Origin of the sequence: Sagittula salina (genome assembly GCF_017813235.1) — a bacterium.
In the GTDB taxonomy this organism is placed as follows: Bacteria; Pseudomonadota; Alphaproteobacteria; order Rhodobacterales; family Rhodobacteraceae; genus Sagittula; species Sagittula salina.
Genome location: NZ_JAGISH010000013.1, coordinates 49007 through 65389, shown reverse-complemented (window position 1 = coordinate 65389; position 16383 = coordinate 49007). Strand labels below are relative to the sequence as shown.

Annotated in this window: 12 protein-coding genes; 3 read left to right on the top strand and 9 right to left on the bottom strand. The window is 68.1% G+C overall.

Going from position 1 to position 16383, the window contains the following annotated elements; all coding sequences use genetic code 11:
- Positions 1–21: 21 nt before the first annotated feature.
- Positions 22–2031, bottom strand: coding sequence for a DUF4214 domain-containing protein (locus J5474_RS18675; protein WP_209362918.1), 2010 nt, complete (start codon positions 2029–2031; stop codon positions 22–24).
- Between the two features lie 456 nt (positions 2032–2487).
- Complete coding sequence (locus J5474_RS18670; protein ID WP_209362917.1) at positions 2488–2820, bottom strand: hypothetical protein; 333 nt, start codon at positions 2818–2820, stop codon at positions 2488–2490.
- Between the two features lie 485 nt (positions 2821–3305).
- Between J5474_RS18670 and J5474_RS18665 the strand changes: the two genes are divergently transcribed.
- Positions 3306–4241, top strand: a complete 936-nt coding sequence (locus J5474_RS18665) for a glycosyltransferase (protein ID WP_209362916.1) — start codon at positions 3306–3308, stop codon at positions 4239–4241.
- A gap of 162 nt (positions 4242–4403) precedes the next feature.
- On the opposite strand, the gene J5474_RS18660 is transcribed toward J5474_RS18665, so the two are convergent.
- Together J5474_RS18660 and J5474_RS18655 are read right to left on the bottom strand one after the other, a co-directional pair.
- Complete coding sequence (locus tag J5474_RS18660) at positions 4404–5072, bottom strand: ABC transporter ATP-binding protein (protein ID WP_209362915.1); 669 nt, start codon at positions 5070–5072, stop codon at positions 4404–4406.
- Positions 5073–5101: 29 nt separating this feature from the next.
- Complete coding sequence (locus J5474_RS18655) at positions 5102–6481, bottom strand: KpsE/RkpR family capsule polysaccharide export protein (protein WP_425342901.1); 1380 nt, start codon at positions 6479–6481, stop codon at positions 5102–5104.
- Between the two features lie 164 nt (positions 6482–6645).
- Between J5474_RS18655 and J5474_RS18650 the strand changes: the two genes are divergently transcribed.
- Positions 6646–7431, top strand: a complete 786-nt coding sequence (locus J5474_RS18650) for an ABC transporter permease (protein ID WP_245216577.1) — start codon at positions 6646–6648, stop codon at positions 7429–7431.
- Between the two features lie 56 nt (positions 7432–7487).
- Here the strand turns inward: J5474_RS18650 and J5474_RS18645 are convergent, their stop codons facing one another.
- On the bottom strand, positions 7488–9659 hold the full coding sequence (locus J5474_RS18645; RefSeq protein ID WP_209362912.1) for a calcium-binding protein: 2172 nt from the start codon (positions 9657–9659) through the stop codon (positions 7488–7490).
- An 810-nt stretch (positions 9660–10469) separates the two neighbouring features.
- Between J5474_RS18645 and J5474_RS18640 the strand changes: the two genes are divergently transcribed.
- A complete protein-coding gene (locus J5474_RS18640) occupies positions 10470–10676 on the top strand; it encodes a hypothetical protein (RefSeq protein ID WP_209362911.1) in 207 nt (68 codons plus the stop codon).
- 313 nt (positions 10677–10989) lie between these two features.
- Here the strand turns inward: J5474_RS18640 and J5474_RS18635 are convergent, their stop codons facing one another.
- The 4 genes from J5474_RS18635 to J5474_RS18620 all read right to left on the bottom strand — a co-directional run bounded on the left by J5474_RS18635 (position 10990) and on the right by J5474_RS18620 (position 16163).
- Positions 10990–11205: a hypothetical protein gene (locus J5474_RS18635; protein ID WP_209362910.1), complete on the bottom strand. Its 216-nt coding sequence runs from the start codon at positions 11203–11205 to the stop codon at positions 10990–10992.
- Between the two features lie 8 nt (positions 11206–11213).
- Complete coding sequence (locus J5474_RS18630) at positions 11214–13415, bottom strand: glycosyltransferase (RefSeq protein WP_209362908.1); 2202 nt, start codon at positions 13413–13415, stop codon at positions 11214–11216.
- A 77-nt stretch (positions 13416–13492) separates the two neighbouring features.
- Positions 13493–14506: a hypothetical protein gene (locus J5474_RS18625; RefSeq protein WP_209362906.1), complete on the bottom strand. Its 1014-nt coding sequence runs from the start codon at positions 14504–14506 to the stop codon at positions 13493–13495.
- A 226-nt stretch (positions 14507–14732) separates the two neighbouring features.
- Positions 14733–16163, bottom strand: coding sequence for an AAA family ATPase (locus J5474_RS18620; protein ID WP_209362904.1), 1431 nt, complete (start codon positions 16161–16163; stop codon positions 14733–14735).
- Positions 16164–16383 lie beyond the last annotated feature (220 nt).

Genomic DNA, 16383 nt, shown 5'->3' with positions numbered 1-16383 from the left:
CGCAAGACCTCGGGGCGCGGATCAGAGGATGTCCAGCATATCCCCCGTGACCTCCTCCAGCGTCCAGTCGTTCAGCACGATGCGCACGCCCTGATCGTCAAACACCACGTCCTCCCCGACCTGTTCGAAATGCGCCAGCGCCTCCTGCGCGCCGGCATAGCCAAAGCCCTCCAGCACGATGGTATCCCAGGCCTCCATGTCGGTGATCTCGTGGGTGCCATCGCTGGTGACGTCGAACACGAAGGCGTCCGCGTACATCCCCCCCGACAGCACGCTGTCGCCCGCTCCGGGTTCCAACACGTCGTCCCGGCCAAAGCCCCGCATGAAATCCGTCAGCGGATCGTCGGTGGCCGCGACGTATTCCGCCGTTTCCATGAAGGCGCGCACCACCGCATCGCGGGTCATGCCGTGGCCGATCGCATCCACCCATGTGTTCAACCCGCTTTCCGCCGGCTCCCGGCCCAGCACGTTGCGGAAGATCAGCGTGACGAATTCGGCATCGGTGGTGTCCCCGTAGGAGTTCTGGAACTCCGCCGAGGCGGTAAAGCCCCGGATCACCGCGTTGAGGTCGGCACCATCGGCCAGCATCGTGGTCCAGTCGGCAAAGCCCTGCGCCCCCGGTTCCCGGCCAAAGACCACGTCGAAGAGGCGATAGACATCGTCCGACCATTGCGCCGGGTCGCGCCCCGCCTCGAAGGCCCCGAGCGCAGCCCCGGTGCGCAGCACGTGTTCCGCCGTCTCGGAGAAGTCGCGCACCACGTCCGACCGCCCCCGCCCGCCATCCAGCACCGCCGTCCACGCCGCGAGACCAGAGGCCGCGGGCGGGCGGCCAAAGACGTTTTCATACAGCAGTGTCACGAATTCCGCGTTCGTGGTGGGGCCGTAGACCTGCTGGAACTCGGCCGAGGCCACCAGCCCCGCCGCCAGATCCCCGAGGCTGAGCCCGCCAGAGGCGATCTGCGCGGTGAAATGCTGGTGCCCGTCGACCCCCGGCGCACGCCCCAGCACCGTATCGAAAAGCCGGTAGACCGCGCCCGACTCCGCCGTCCCGTAAAGCCCGCGCGTATCGCCCTTCAGCACGTCGTCGCCCGCGCCGCCGATCAGCGTGTCGGCCCCGCCCGCGCCGGTCAGCAGATCCTGCCCCGCGCCGCCTTCCAGCTGGTCGTTGCCCGCGCTGCCCGTGCGCACCACGCGCGGCGGCCCGGACAGGCCCGCGATCACCTGCGCGACAGAGACCGCGCCATCGTCGAACTGCAACCATTCGACACCGTTCAGCCGCACCGCGCCGTAATCGCCGGCGACCACCAGTTGCCCGCCCTGCAGGCCGTAGGCCACCGCGTCCTGTGCCATCTGCAGCACCGCGCGATCGGTGCCCGCGCCGCCATCGACCTGTTTCGCCCCCACCAGCTGGCCCAGATCGATGCGGTCGTCGCCCGCGCCGCCCAGCACCGTGTCGGCCCCATTGCCGGTCTGCAGCACATCCGCGCCGCCGCCGCCCTGCAGATGGTCGTCTCCCACCCCGCCGGTCAGCCGGTCCGCGCCCTCCGTCCCGGCCAGGTCGAGATCCAGCACGCCCCGGCTGGAGGCGGCAAAGTTCTGGGTGACGATCACGCTCTGATAGCTGGTGCCGCTGGCGTAGGTCATCGGCCCGGTCACGATGCCCAGCCCGACATGCGTCACGGCCGGGTCGAGGATATTGACCCGATGCGTCGGGCTGTTCATCAGGTTGGTGTGCAGCCGGTCGATTTCGTCGCGCAGGTCGGCAAGGCCGGAGGCCGTCACCGCGGCGATGTTCTCTGCCGTGCGCCAGTTGCCGTCCAGATCGAAGTCCGCCGCGCGGATGCGATCGGTATGGCTCGATCCGCCCGCGCCGGTGTGGCTGAAGGTATCGCTTTCGGTCATCCACCGGCTGTGCTGATCGGCGGAGGTGTTGAGGTTCTGCTCCAGCACCAGCGGCGGCAACCCGGCTGCCGCGCGCTCCGCATTGATGAGTTCCAGCATGTAGCGTTCTGCCGCGCTTGCGACATCCATACCCGGCCTCCTTCGCACCCCGCGCCCCCGCAGGGGGAAGAAGGCCCTCGAAATCTGGCGGTTTTGCGCCACGCCCCGGCGTCGCGGGGCGGCGTTTCGTTAGAAGTTTCACGACATGCCCGCCCCCCGCGTGCCGGTGCCGCGTGCCTGACCCGTGGTCTGGTCCTGTGGTTTCGCGCGCGAAACAGGCTCTGTTTAAGCGCAAAATCGCCTTTCTTCGCTAGGAGAAAGGGCGGATGCCTCCGGCGGGAGTATTTACGAAGCAAAGAAGCCCGGGTCGCGCACCCTGCACCGGTCCCTATTCACGATGCCCCAACGATGCTCCCGTCGCGCCCCCAGCGTCTTCTTAGTGGAAATACTCACGTTAGTGGAAATACTCACGATCCCGACCGGTCAGGCGGATCGGAATTCCTTGTCCGCTGCCGCCAAAACAGTCTCTCACTCACCCAAAGATGCCTATTCCAACAGGAAAAGGTCGGAGCGGATCTCGTGCAGGTACGTGTTGTCGAAGACGATCTTACCAGACCTCTGAGCGGCGCCCAGATCCAGCACCACATCATGGCCCTCCTGCACCAGCATCGCCATGATCTCGGAGATATCGCTCCAAGGCGCGTTCTCGATCACCGCCTGATCCCAGGCCTCCAGCCCGACCACATGGTCTGTCCCCGCCTGCGTCGCGTCGAAGATGAAGGTATCGGCCCGCGCGCCGCCGAACAGCGTATCGTTGCCCGCCCCGCCGGTCAGCGTGTCGTCCCCCCTGTCCGCGCATGAAGCCGACCATGCCGTCATGGGTCAGGTTCACGAATTCCGCGGTATTCGCGAACCGCTCGACCACCTAGGCGCGCGTCATGCCGTTGTCCATGGTACCCAGCCATGTCTCGAGCGCCGGTTGCCGCCCCAGCGTCGCCTGAAACAGCCGACCACCTGGCCCGCAGCGGCGTCGAAACCGGGATCTGCCGTCTCCGCCACGATCAGGTCGTCGCCCGCATCGCCCGACAGAACGTCCGCCCGCTCTGCCCCGGTATGGTGTCGCCCATGGCGCCGCCCGCCAGCAGATCGTCCCCCGGTTCTCCGATTTCGGCGGCGCGCGCGTCCGGCCCGCGAAGGCGGGAAGTCTCGGCCGGATACGTCTCAGGAGGATGCGTCGCCCCCGCGCCGGGGGCTGCGGCGGCAAAGCGGAGATTGTCGGGAATTTTACCTTTCAGGCGGAGGATCGGCCCAGTGCTTTCCAGCCCCGCCCAGAACTCTCCCAGAACCCGCCCCGGAGTCGCCCGATGCCCCTGCCCCGCGTCACCATCCTGATGGCCTGCCACGAGGGCGCGGCGCATCTGGAGGCGCAGCTTGCCTCAATCGCGGCGCAGGAGGGCGTGGACTGGCACCTCGTGGCCTCGGACGACGGGTCGCGCGATGCGACGCCTGAAATCCTTGCGGCGTTTCGCGCGCGAAACCCGGCCCGCGTCACCCTGCGCGCAGGCCCCTGCCGGGGGGCGGCGGCGCATTTCCTCGATCTGCTCTGCGCGTCCGACCTGCCGGAGGGCACGCTGGATGCGCCCGTGGCGCTCAGCGATCAGGACGACATCTGGTATCCGGAGAAGCTGAAACAGGCTCTGTTTCGCCTCGAAATGGCGTCCTGCGCGCCCCTTGCCCCCGCCGTCTACAGTGCCCGCAGCCGCCATGTCACCGCCGATGGCCGTCCGCTGGGCTGGTCGCGGCAACACCACGGCGCGGCCAGTTTTGGCAACGCACTGGTGGAAAACCGGGTGTCGGGGCATGCCGCCGTGCTCAACCCGGCGGCGCTGGCGCTGGTGCGCGCGGTGGGGGCCGTTGATGTGCCCTTCCACGACTGGTGGCTCTACCTGCTGGTCACCGCCTGCGGCGGCACGGTGATCTGCGATCCGGCGGTGGTGCTGGACTACCGCCAGCACACAGGCAACGTTCTGGGCGCCCCGCGCGGGGTGCTGGCACGGCTCTCCCGCCTTGCCCGCGTGCTGGGACCCGAAGGCCCGCGCCTGCAGGCCGCCAACCGCACGGCCCTCGCCCGGGCCGCGCCCTGGCTGATGCGGGAGGCGCACGCGCTTCTGTCGGACCTGGACCGCGCGCCGCGCGCCGGCCCCGCCCGGGCCGCGCGGCTGGCGCGGCTGGGCGTGTCGCGCAGGCACGCGCCTGCCGACGCCGCGCTCTGGCTCGCGGCCGCTTTGGGGCGTGTATAGAGACTGTTTCGCGCGCGAAACCACGCGAGGGATAGGGGCGCTGCCCCCGCGCGTGCCGCGATCCCGCCGGAGGTATTTGTCCAAGGAGAAGCGGCAGGGCTGCGCGTCCTTCTCCAGGGGCGCAGACAGGTTTCGCGCGCGAAACGCCGGGACAGAGTCGTTTCAGGCAGCGGCGAGCCGGGCCATGATCTCTCGGTGATGGGCGATGGCGTCCTCCACATCGTCGTGGAAATACGCCCGGCCGAGTTCCAGCACGATGCCGCAGTCGCAGAGCCTGCGCAGTTGCGGCATGGCGTGGCTGCAGACCACGGCGCCTGCGGTTTCCAGTCGCGTGGCAAAGAGCGCGTCGGAGCGTTCGCGAAAGGCCGCGTCACCCACGGCGGTGATCTCGTCCACGAGGTAGGTGTCGAAGCGGATGCCCATGGAGACACCGAAAGCCAGCCGCGAGCGCATGCCCGACGAATAGGTGCGGATCGGCAGGCGGAAGTGCATGCCGATGCCCGCGAACTCCTCGACGAAGTCGGCCAGTTCCTCGGTATCCACGCCGTAGATGCGCGCGATGAAGCGGCAGTTCTGCGCCCCCGTGAGATCGGGGTGAAAGCTGCCGGCGAAGCCCACGGGCCAGGACACGAGGCCGCGGGTGACGATGCGCCCCTCGGTGGGCAGGGTGGCGCCCGAAACCATCCGCAGCAGCGTCGACTTTCCCGCGCCATTGCGGCCAAGCAGCGCCACCGACCGTCCCGTCGGCAGGTCGAGGTCGAGGCCCTCGACCACGGTCTTCACCTTGCCGTCGGTGACGTAGCGCTTGGTGACGTTCTCGAAGCGGATCACGGCTCATTCCTTCCAGCGGCTACCGGCCTCTACCGCCGGTCCCGCAGCGCATAGAGCACGAGGATCAGCGTCCCCCAGACCAGCAGGATCAGCAGGCTTGCCAACCCCATCAGCACGCCGCGTTCGGGGAAGCGCGCGCTTTGCGCCAGCGTGGGCCGGACGTAGGCGGCGAGGTAGCGGCTCTGACGGCGGGCCTCAGCGCGGGCGGCGTCGAAGCCGGCACGGGCCGCGGTATAGCTTGCCTCCGCGAATTCGCGGTCGACCACCAGCCGTTCGTATTCGCCGTAAAGCGTGGCATAGGGGCCCTTGCTTCGACCGGGACCGCCATCCGGGCTGCCATCGTCCGGCACGGTCTCCGCCTCACCCGTGCCCGCCAGCCCGAGCTTGCGGCGCTCCTCCTCGATACGGTTGCGCACCACCGTGATCCGGGCCTCAGCCTGACGCAGGCGGGGGTCGTCCTTGCGCGTGCGGATCGCCAGCAGGTCGTATTCCACCAGCAGGTTCGCCAGTTGCTGCTGCAGCGACCCCAGCAGCCCCGCCTGGCTTTCGAGGTCGGCGGCCGGATCGACCATCTGGTTTTCATTGCGAAAGCGCGTCACCGCCGCGCGTGCCGTCGACAGCCGGGCCTGCGCCTCGTCTAGGTCGGCGCGGGCGTAGCGAATGGCATCCTCGCGCGCGATATCCGAGAGTTCGTTGATCATCCGGCTGGAGTGGTCAAAGAGCGCCTGCGCGATGGTCTGCGCGTCCTGCGGTGTAAACGCCAGCACGCGCACCTCGATCAGCCCGGCGCCATCGTCGTAGGAGAGACGCACCATGCGGGCCCATTGCTCCACCAGATCCTCGATCGTGCCGGATTGGTCGAAGGCGAACCACGGGTCGCGGTCGTAGGGCCCGGACCACATGGCGCGCAGGTCGATCTGGGCGTCGATGTCGGCGACGATCTTCTGGCTTTGCAGGTATTCGTGGAGGATGTCGGTATCCGAGGACGACGACGATCCCGACAGCGCGGTGATCCCGCCCAGCAGTTCCACCGCCGGGTTCGCCTTCTCCGTACGGACGGAGAAGGCCACGGTGGAGGCATACTGATCCGCCGCCCGCGTCAAGAGGTAAAGCCCCACCAGCGCCGCCGGAAGCAGCACGCCGAAGGCGAAGCTGCACAGCAGCGCCCAGTGCCGCCGTCTGAGCCGCGCCGCCCCGGCGGTGGGCTGCGCCCGCATCGGGCGCGCGGCGGGGCGCGGCTGATGGGGCGGCGGGTGGTGGGGCTGGGGATGAGGCTGAACGGGCGTGATGCGGGTGCCGGGCTGGGCGCGCGGCTCCAGCGATTGCAGCGCGGTTTCGGCGGTCGCAACCGGCGAGGGGGAGGGGGCCTGGCCCTTTGGCTGATCCGGCGGGGTTGGGATCTTCTTCACCTGGCTCAAGGCATGTCTTCCGCTGTTGTCCGACGCGGATCGGAGCATGGCCGATAAACCTCTATGAAAGCTTTACGCGTCACAAAGGGGACGCCCCCTTCGGAGCGCCCCAGATGACGGAGTGGATCCGCATGCCTGCCCCTCTCGCCCCGAAAGGGCCCCCCTTGCGCCGCCGCAGGCCACTGCCGCGTCTGGTGACGCTGCGCGCGGTGGCGGCGCTGATGCTGCGGGAGATGTCCACCACCTACGGGCGGTCACCGGGCGGCTATCTCTGGGCCGTGCTGGAGCCGGTGGCGGGCATCGCGCTTTTGACGGCGGTCTTCTCCATCAGCTTTCACGCGCCCTCGCTGGGGAAGAACTTTGCCATGTTCTACGCCACGGGGATGCTGCCCTTCATCCTGTTCACCGACATCACGGGGAAGCTGTCGCAGGCGCTGAACTACTCCCGCCCGCTGCTGGTCTACCCGCGGGTGACCTTTGTCGATGCCATCGCGGCGCGGTTCGCGCTGAACCTCATGGTGCAGGTGCTGGTCGGCTACATCGTGCTGGGCGGGATCATGGCGGTGTTCGAAACGCGGGTGAGACCCGACGGCGGCACCATCGTCACCGCCTACGCACTGGTGGGACTGCTGACGCTGGGGGTGGGCACGCTGAACAGCTACCTGACGGTGCGGTTCCCGATCTACCAGCGGATCTGGTCCATCGCCATGCGGCCGCTGTTTCTGGTCTCCTGCATCTTCTTCCTGTTCGACAGCATCCCCGAACCCTACCGGGACTGGCTGTGGTTCAACCCGCTGGTGCATGTGATCGGCCTCGTGCGGCGCGGCTTCTACCCGACCTACAGCGCGCCCTATGTGTCGGAGATCTATGTGCTGGCGCTGGGACTGGGCACGCTGGTGGCCGGGCTGATGCTGCTCCGGCGCGACCACAAGATGCTGCTGGAATTGTGACGGGTTTGGCGGGCAGGGACCCTTCGGCCCCAAGGGGCGGGGGTCTTCGGCCCCGCTTACCCCATCAGCCCCTCCGGTTCGGCGGCGGCAGCGGCAGCGGACTCCGAACTCTCCGCCTCTGCCGAGAGCATCACCGTCACCAGCGCGTCATCCGGCGCCATGCCGCCATCGTCGAACTGCAACCGCTCCACGTCGCGGACCTCCACGATGCCGGTATCGGTCAGGATGACGAACCGCCCGTCGAGGAAGCCATACTCAACCGCGTCGGAGGCCATGTCCAGCCGCACCACATCGTGGCCGTCGCCGCCGTCCACCGTCGCCGCACCCGTGGTCAGCACGAAGACGTCATCGCCCGCGCCGCCCAGCAGCGTATCCGCGCCATCCCCCGCCACGAGGTAGTCCTCGCCCTCGCCGCCATCGAGCAGGTCGTCGCCGTAGCCGCCCTTCAGCGTGTCGTTCGCCTCCCCGCCGCGCAGGATGTCGTTGCCGAAGGCGCCGATCAGCGCGTCCGCCCCGGTGCCGCCCAGCAGCAGGTCGTCGCCCGCCGTGCCGCGCTGCTCGACGCTGTGGTCGATCACGATGCGCACCATGTCGTAGGGCATCATGGTCAGCCCGACGACGCCCGCGCCCAGAAAGTCGCCCTCCAGCCGGGTGATCAGCGCATCCACGTCGGTTTCCGTGGCAAAGTAGTAATCCTCCACGCCGCGCGGGTTGGCGACCAGCGGCAGGATGCTGTCGAAGGTCGGCAGGTAGGTCTGGAAGGTGCCGTTGGCCATCTCGCGCAGGTGGTTCTTGTTGCCCTCCTCGAAGAAGGCCAGCGTGCGCAGCTGATCGGCCTCCTCCCGGTCGATGACGCGGCGCCCGATGCGGTTCAGCCCCGCCTCGTCCGCCATGTCCGACAGCCCGTCGGCGGTGCTGGTGTCGATCGTCACCTGATCCACCGTGACCGACAGCGCGTCGTCCAGAAAGGGCTGGATGTTCAGGTCGACGGTGGCGCGGTCGAGATCGCGCAGGCTGACGAAGAGCACGTCCTGGTAGTCGCTGCTGAAGACGTTGACCTCGACCTTGCCGCCGCTGCCGGTGCTGTCGGAGGCGATGCTCTCGAACTCCGTCACGCGGCCGGTCTCGCTTTCCTGGGGGCGCAGGCTCTCGGACATCATCTGGAAGGCGGTGCCGCCGATGGTCAGCTCGATCTCGTCCACCTGCCGGTTGCCCGCGATATTGGACCCGGTGCGGTGCTGCAGCGGCCAGACAAAGGCATCTTGCACCCCCGCCTGCACCATGAATTCGAACATCTCCAGCAGGATGCCGGTGCTGGCGGCGCCCAGCTGCTCGTAGTTGCTGGCCAGCACGTTCCATTCGGTGATGTAGAGATCGACGTCCCGGCCCAGCAGATCGCTGAAATTGTCGCTCCGGTAGTCGAGGCTGCGGTGCTCCTGCCAGCTGTGTTCAAAGGCCTGACCGTCCGAATGATCCTGATTGTAGTAGTAATGCGCCACGCCGCCGTCGATGGCATCGAGCGCGCGCTGGTCGAGTTCCGCGAGGATGGCGCGGCTGGCATCCTCGAAGGTGCCCGTGCCCTTGAAGCTGCTCCCCGGCCCCTGCGGTTCGCCGATCTGGACGAGGATCTTCGGGTCGGCATCGATGCCGCGCGCCTGCACCGCCGCCATGGCGTCGAGCGAGGCGTTGATCACCCGGTTGGCGGCGATGCCGTATTCCTCCTCCGACATGGAGGAGACGAAGTCGCCGTCGGGATTGTCCTCCGGGTGCGCGCTGCGGTCGGCCCCCGCCACGTAGCGCCCGATGGAGTATTCGTTGCCGATCTCCAGCGACTCGATGACATCGCCGTAGTCGGTCAGCACCTTCTCCATGAAGGCCTGCACCTGTTTCGGGGGGATATCGGTCTTGGTCGGCAGCACCAGCGTAACCTTGACCGGGCCGCCGTCGGTGCCGCCGGTGCGCGCCCAGTCGAGCACGCGGGCGACCTCGTCGCGGACCTGTCCGTTCTGCAGGCGGGTGATGTCGATGACATTCTCGGTGGCGCCGCCGGGATAGCGGATATGGTTGATATCCAGCGTCTCGATCGCGGACTGGAAGCCGTCGGTGGGGCCCGCGTGGCCATGTTCGTCGATGTTGACGGCCTGCAGGGCGTTCGCGGCGAAATGGTCATCCTGCACGTGGCGGCCGGTGGATTGCAGATCGGTCAGCGATACGTCGTAATGCGGCATGGTCGTCTCCTGTGCGAGCGCCTCAGCCACTACACGGGGAACGTTCTTCTACCGGGTGCGCATTGCGGCAAATCCGGGCCGTTTCGTTAAGGTTCTAACAAACTGCCTTACCGGCTGGAGGCCTGCGGCGACACTAACCTACGGGCTGGCGGGGATGGGTAGGCCGCCCTTCCTCAACACACCTATAGTCTATAGTCCCGATAACACTGAACGATACTCCATCATTAATTTTTTCGAAACTTTTCGGCGATCTAATAAAGCGGGGAAGAGGAATATGGATGCCGAACCACGACTGGATAATTGAAGTGCTCTCCGACATGGGGGACTACGCGCGGGAGAACGGGCTGACACGAATCGGGCCGGGCACGCGCCTCATACTCGAGCTTGCGCGGCTCGACCTGATCGACGCATCTCGGGCCCCAAGGGACCCAAAACCCGAGGCTCCCGCGAACATCGTCAGGATGAGATCCCTCCCTTCCGATACTCCGGGCTGAGCGCGAGCCCGCATTGGCTTTGCCCGTCTCGGACATCCGATTTGAAAGTTATTGCATAAACCTTTGGTCCATCGGGATGGTGGTTCGGGCGCCGGTGGACGGTAGCCAAGGTGCTCTGGGGCCGGATTGTGATAATGACGGCGCCAGCGCTCGTTCAGGATCAGCTTGTCGAGCATTAGATCCGAGACCTCTCTCTGAAGCTGGCCGTTTTCTTGTTCGATTTCCTTCAGGCCTTTGACCCGCACCCGTCCGACGGGCGACCACCCCGGACTGCGGCCTCTCTTCGGGACATGCAAGATCGACCATGGAGTGCAGAATGCCAGGATACGCCGAGACCCGCCATCGCCCCGCCTTCCCGGATCTCGGTCCGGCGGGAGTGGGCGGAGAAGCCCGTCAGAACGGTCCTGCGGAGGGACGTGCCGATGCGCGGCTCCCGCCGAGATGGTGGTTCACGCCCGGGATCATCCTGGGCCTGCTGCTCTGGGTGCTGTTCGTCAGCCTTGCCCTGATGCTCATCGCCTGACCGCGTTCCCGACCGCGTCACCGGCCATCGGGCGATATACATCCTCCGTGCTCTGTCGGTTTCGCGCGCGAAACCGCACGCGCGGCAGGCAGGGTCCGGGACAGGATACCGGGCAGGCGGCGGCGACGGCAGGCGCGGTCCATTTCCAGCAATGCCTCCATCACGGCGGCAACGGGCGCATCGCGAAGGGCATGCGGCCCGGCGGCCCGGGCAGGGCGCGGCAGGGCAGGCCCCCGGCCCGGGCGGCGCGATCGACCGCGTCACAGAGCACCGCGTGCAGGATGACAAGCTCTTCGGGGTCGTGCAGCCGCGCCTAGGGCGTGCGCAGCAGGTCGTGGTAGGGGGCCTCCCTGCGACCGATCCAGCCCTCGTGACAGCCGCGGCACCGCGCCGGGAGCGCGGCGAGATAGGCGATCCGACTGCCATCGGAGCCGCGCAGCACCGGGCTGGCCGAGAGCGCCGTCTGCAGCGCGGAGCTGCCGCATTTCGGGGCGCTCACATGCAGCAGGATGCGCGGCGGTGGCCTCATGTGGGCACTCACGCGACCTGGCGCGCGTCGGAGAGACGCGCGGCAAGCGACAGGAGGGCAGCCGGGTCATCGGCCCAGTCGAGCGGCAGAAGCGCGCCGGGGGCGCCTTGGGCCAAGGCAGCGCGCAGCGCCTCCGCCTGACCGCCAAGGTCGAAGGTCATCACCGGCAGGCCGGTGGCCAGCGCCTCGTGTGTGGTAAAGGAAAACGTCTCTGGCCAGAGCGAGGGGATCAGCCAGCAGGTTATGCCGTAGCGGGCGGTCAGCGCGGCCAGGTCATCGACCGCGTAGCGGCCGTGATGCCGGGCGGTGGCGGGCAGCCTGTAGGCAGGGTCGAGGTCGCCCAGCAGCACAAGGCCCGCGCCCGCACCGGAGCGCGCGCAGGCCCGCCCCAGCACTGCGGCCACCCGTGCGCCCTTGTGCGGCGCGAGGTTGCCCAGAAGGCCCAGAACGGGCCTGCCCGACGAAGGCCGCGACACGGCGGGGACCGGAACGGGCAGGGCATGGGGGCGCAGGGCACAGTGGGCCTGCGGGTAGGTCTGGGTAACCAGCGCCTGCGCCGCCGCGCTGAAGCAGGTGACCTCGTCGGCGGCCCGCAGGAGCCTGCCCCAATGCGCCCGCCAGTCCGCCAGGGTCACGCACGCGCCATCAGGGCGGTGGGTCGTATGACGGACGGAGGCCCGCGCCGGATCGGGCAACCCCTGCCAGCGCTCGCCCTCCTCCAGCAGGATATGGTTCGGCGAAAGCGGGAAGTAGTCGTGCATCAGCACCGTCAGGCTGTCACCGGCGCGGCGCAGTGCCAGAAAGAACCCCGGCAGCGTCACCGGGTCCGGGTCGCCCACGGCGCAGGAATAGACCAGCGCGCGGCGCGTCACCGGTGCCAGCAGGCAGACCACATCCGCCCAGTCCGCCGTCTGCACCGCCGTCACGCCCGCCGAGCCATCGGCCCGCACCCCATGCAGTTCCAGCAGGAACCGGCAGGGTCCGCCGACGCGGATCACCAGCGCCGCGCCGACCTGCTGGAGATCGCGGGCAAGGCGGCGCTGCAGGTCGATCTCTGCCCCGCCGCCCATGGAATGCGCCAGCGTGACGGGCAGGGGGCCGGCGCGCATGACCTCCGCCCGGGCAAGCCCCAGCGCCAGCCGCGCCGAGGCCAGAGGATCGCGTTTGACGAACCCCTGCACCTCTGCGTCGAAGCCGGGATAGCGGCGCGAGATGACTTCGGAATTGCGCTGGATCAGAGCCTGTTTCCGGGTCGAGCCAAAGCTCTGCCCGCCCACATGCGCCACGTAAAGCGCGGGCGTGTAGACATGGGAGAAGCCCGCCGCGCGGGTCCTCTGGCACCAGTCGACCTCTTCTCCGTAGCCCGGGGCGAAAACTTCGTCGAAGCGCGGCACGACCTCCAGCGCCTGACGCGACAGCGCCATGCAGAACCCCACGCCGGCGGGCGTCGGCACCCAGGCGCGGGCGTTCAGCCCCGCAGCGATGCGGTCGATGGCCAGCGCGGCCTCCGGCGTGATCGGACTGGCTGCGCCCGCCTCCGGGACGGAAGCGAGTTCCGCATCGTTCGACAGCGGCGTGACGGACCCCACGGAGGCATCCTCCCACAAGGGGCGCAGCAGGCGCGGCGCCCAGTCCGGCGGCAGCAGCGCGTCGGAGTTCAGGAGCACCACGGGATCGTCCCAGGTCCGCGCCAGGTCGAGCCCGCGATTGACGCTGCCGACAAAGCCGAGGTTGGCGGTATTCTCGATCAGATGCGCAGGGTGGCGGGCGGCCCAGTCGCGCAGGAAGGTCCGGGTGTCGGCATGCGGAGAGGCATCTTCGACCAGCACGATACGCCAGGTCAGGTCGGTCTGCGCGACCCGTGCCAGCGCCTGCTGCAACAGTGCCGCATTGCCACCGGGCGGCGTGTAGACCGGCATGACCAGCGTCACCCCGCCACCGCGCGGCGGGCGCGCGGGAAGTTGTGGTTCGAACAGACGGGGATCGAAGAAACGCGTGTCGCGGCCGTGCAGGCCCAGCACCTGCTTCACCCGCGCGCGCGCCACGGGATCGCGGTGGCGGACCCAGCGCAGCGCCTGCGGCAGGCAGCGCGTCGCGCGCCACAGGAACCCCGGCAGAAGGCGCAGCCGGTCATGGCGCCGCGCCAGCCGGTCGGCCGGCAGGTGCCAGGCGGCATAGAGGGCAAAGAGACGGCGGGCGCGGTGATACAAAGGGGCGGCTTTCGGTGGGTCCGCCCCAGTCCTAACCCGCAATTTACCAAGAAACGGTTGCCGTGCCCCCGATTGCGTTATGCTTTCTGACGTGCCGCCAGCCAGACTTCGAGATCCCCGAGGAAAGCGTCGTCGACGCCACGCCCCTCCAGCAGGATCTGGTGTGCGCCCTGACGGCGCAGGTGAATGGGGGCCGGGGGTTTGGGCGCGGGTTTCTCGGGCTTCGGCTTCTTCGCGGTCTTCGCCATCAGTTCCATGCGGATCAGGCTTTGTTCCGCCTCCGGGTCATTCGGCTCGCCCGCCTCGATCGCCGCGCGCAGACGATCAGGCAGTTCCGCCTCCGCCTCCAGCGCCTGCGCCAGTTGCAGGCCCAACCGCTCGCCGATGGTCGCCGGGAACCGCAGGATGCCGTCGAGATCGCGCACCAGCGCCATGAAGCTGCGGATCTTCGAGCGCTTCGCCTTCGAGGCGCTTTCGTAAAGCGCCGAGAGCGCCGCCCCCTCGTCCTCGAAGGCACCCTGCTCGACCGCCTTCAGCGCGATGCGGGCGCGCTCGAAATAGCTGAGGCCCACGCGGATCTCGTTCTCCTCGATCATGGCGAGGTAGGACTGCGCCTGCTCGGCGGGGCGGCGCAGGAGGCCCAGCACTTCGGCAAAGCGGTCGGCATCCGCCTCCCCGCGTTCCCGGTGCAACTCCTTCAGCGCCATCACACGCCGCCAGCCGGAGATCAGCCCGTAGCGCGGGTGCGCATCCTCGCCGAGGTCCACGAGTTCAACCGGCGTCTGCTGGCCGCGACGCGCGATGCTGTCCATCAGCGCGCCCTGCTCCTCGGTCGGGACGCCGACGCGGTCGCGCACGAGGTAATCGGTCTGCACCTCCTCCAGCGGCACGGCGATCACCATCCGCCCTCCCTCGCGCGCGCGGCGCAGCGTCTCGGCCATCTCCTCGACCGCGGCCGTGGCGGAGGCCTCCCGCGCCACATCGGCAATGGGCGCGCGCATGGGGGCTGTGGCGGGAAAGGCGGATGTGACCTCCGGCGCGGGGTCGATGAAGGCCGGGTTGGCCGGGGTCAGGCGCTTGCGTTTGGCCATGTCAGGGTCTCCTGCGGGTAGGGACCAGTGTGGGAAACGTGGTCAAGAAAGTCTGAACGGAACGGGCGGTGGAGAGCGCCGGGGCGCTGCCCCGGACCCCGGAGTATTTGTAAAGCAGAGAAACGGGAAAGCTGCGTCTGTGCTTCTTTGCTTCCGAAATACTCCCGGGGAGCGCGCAAGCGCGGGGGGCGGAGCCCCCCGTCCACCGGGGTCACAGGCGCCCCCATCATTCAGCCGCCCGGGCGGTGGCCAGTTCGTCGCGCCGCCAGGCGCCCATGACGAGGCTTTTCACGGCGGCCCATGTGGCGTCGAAGGTTTCACGGCCGCGGGCGTAGGTCTCGCGGTTGAAGTCGCGGTAGTCGGCCTCGTAGATGCCCTGCACCTGCTCACCCGCCTGGCCGATCAGCGCGGTGAAGCCCTGCCGATGCGGGGAGAGGGTGGGGCCGAGGTAGCTCTGCATCAGTGCGGCGAGTTCCGCCTGCTGGCCGCTGTCGTAGCGGGTGATGAGCGCGCGCACCGCATCCCACTCGAACGCCAGCCCGTCGCGGCCCAGGGCGCGCGCGGCAATGTTTTCCGCCTCTTCGATGGAGCCGAAGGTGGCGTGCAGCATGTCGAAGAAGCGGCCCGTGGAGTCGAACTCGAGGAAGGAGGCGCCCAGGGGGACCAGCAGGATGTCCGCCGCCGCCAGGCCGTTGATCGTGAGGTAGCCGAGGGCGGGAGGCGTATCGAGGAAGATCAGGTCGTATTGGTCGAGGAGACCGTCCTCGTCGAGGCTGTCGGTGAGGGCATCCCAAAGCCGCCAGCCGCGCGCGTTCATGCGCCAGACGGGGATCTGGAATTCCGCCCAATAGAGATTCAGTTGCGCGCCGATGAGATCGATGTTGGGCCAGTGGGTTTTTTGCACGAGGTCGGAGGCCTTCACGTCGAGCGCGGCGGAAAGCGTGTCGTCGAGCGGCTGGGGCGCGTCGCCGCGGCTGACCCGGGCCTGATTGTCGGATTGCAGCGTGCGGGCGTAGTGACGCGCGAGCAGCGGAAAGACGGTCTGCCATTCGTCGGCCACCTTGCCACCGAAAATCGAGGTCATGGAGCCCTGGCTGTCGAGGTCGATCACCAGCACCTTGTAGCCGTCGAGCGCGGCGGACATGGCGAGATGCGCCGCCGTCGAGGTCTTGCCCACGCCGCCCTTGAAGTTGGCCACGGCGAGCATCTTGGCCGGCAGCCCCTCGGGGCGGTAGGGGCGGTAGTCCTTGGCCTTCGATCCCTTGGCCCCGAAATGGGCGCGCAGTTTGAGCACCTCGTCGAGGGTGAACCACTTAGCGCCGCCATTGGTCTCCGACAGGCCCTGCGGCAGGTCAGGGTTCTCCTTCAGCACGCGACGGAAATGGCCGGTCGCGACGGGGATCAGGTAGCGGGTGATCTCCCAGGTCGAAAACAGCCGGAGGGTCCGTTCGCCGTTCTCCTTCAGTCCGCGGCTTTCGAGATCGTGGCGGCCGGAGGCGCAGGCCTTGGCGATGCGCGCGAAGTCCTGCGTGGAGGCGGGGGCCTCAAGCTGGGTGGCGGCGATGTCGGGGTCGAGGCCGACGTAGGGCGGTTTCCCCGCATCCTTCGGGCCGGTTTTGTGGCCTGTTTTCTGACCGGTCTTCAGGGGGCTTTTCATGGCTCTGCTCGCTGTCCGCTCGCGGTGGGCCGGAACACCCGGAGACCGCTCTTTGCGCTTATGTACGCAGTTTCAAGTATGATACCCGAAAAGAGCGCACATGGAAGAGGAATGCGCACATGGTCGCGATTTTTCCATGATTTCAAGGGAGGGGATGAGGCAGCTGTGGCGATCGGATCACGGATGACCTGTTAGATCAAGGTTATCAGACTCGTTAAGA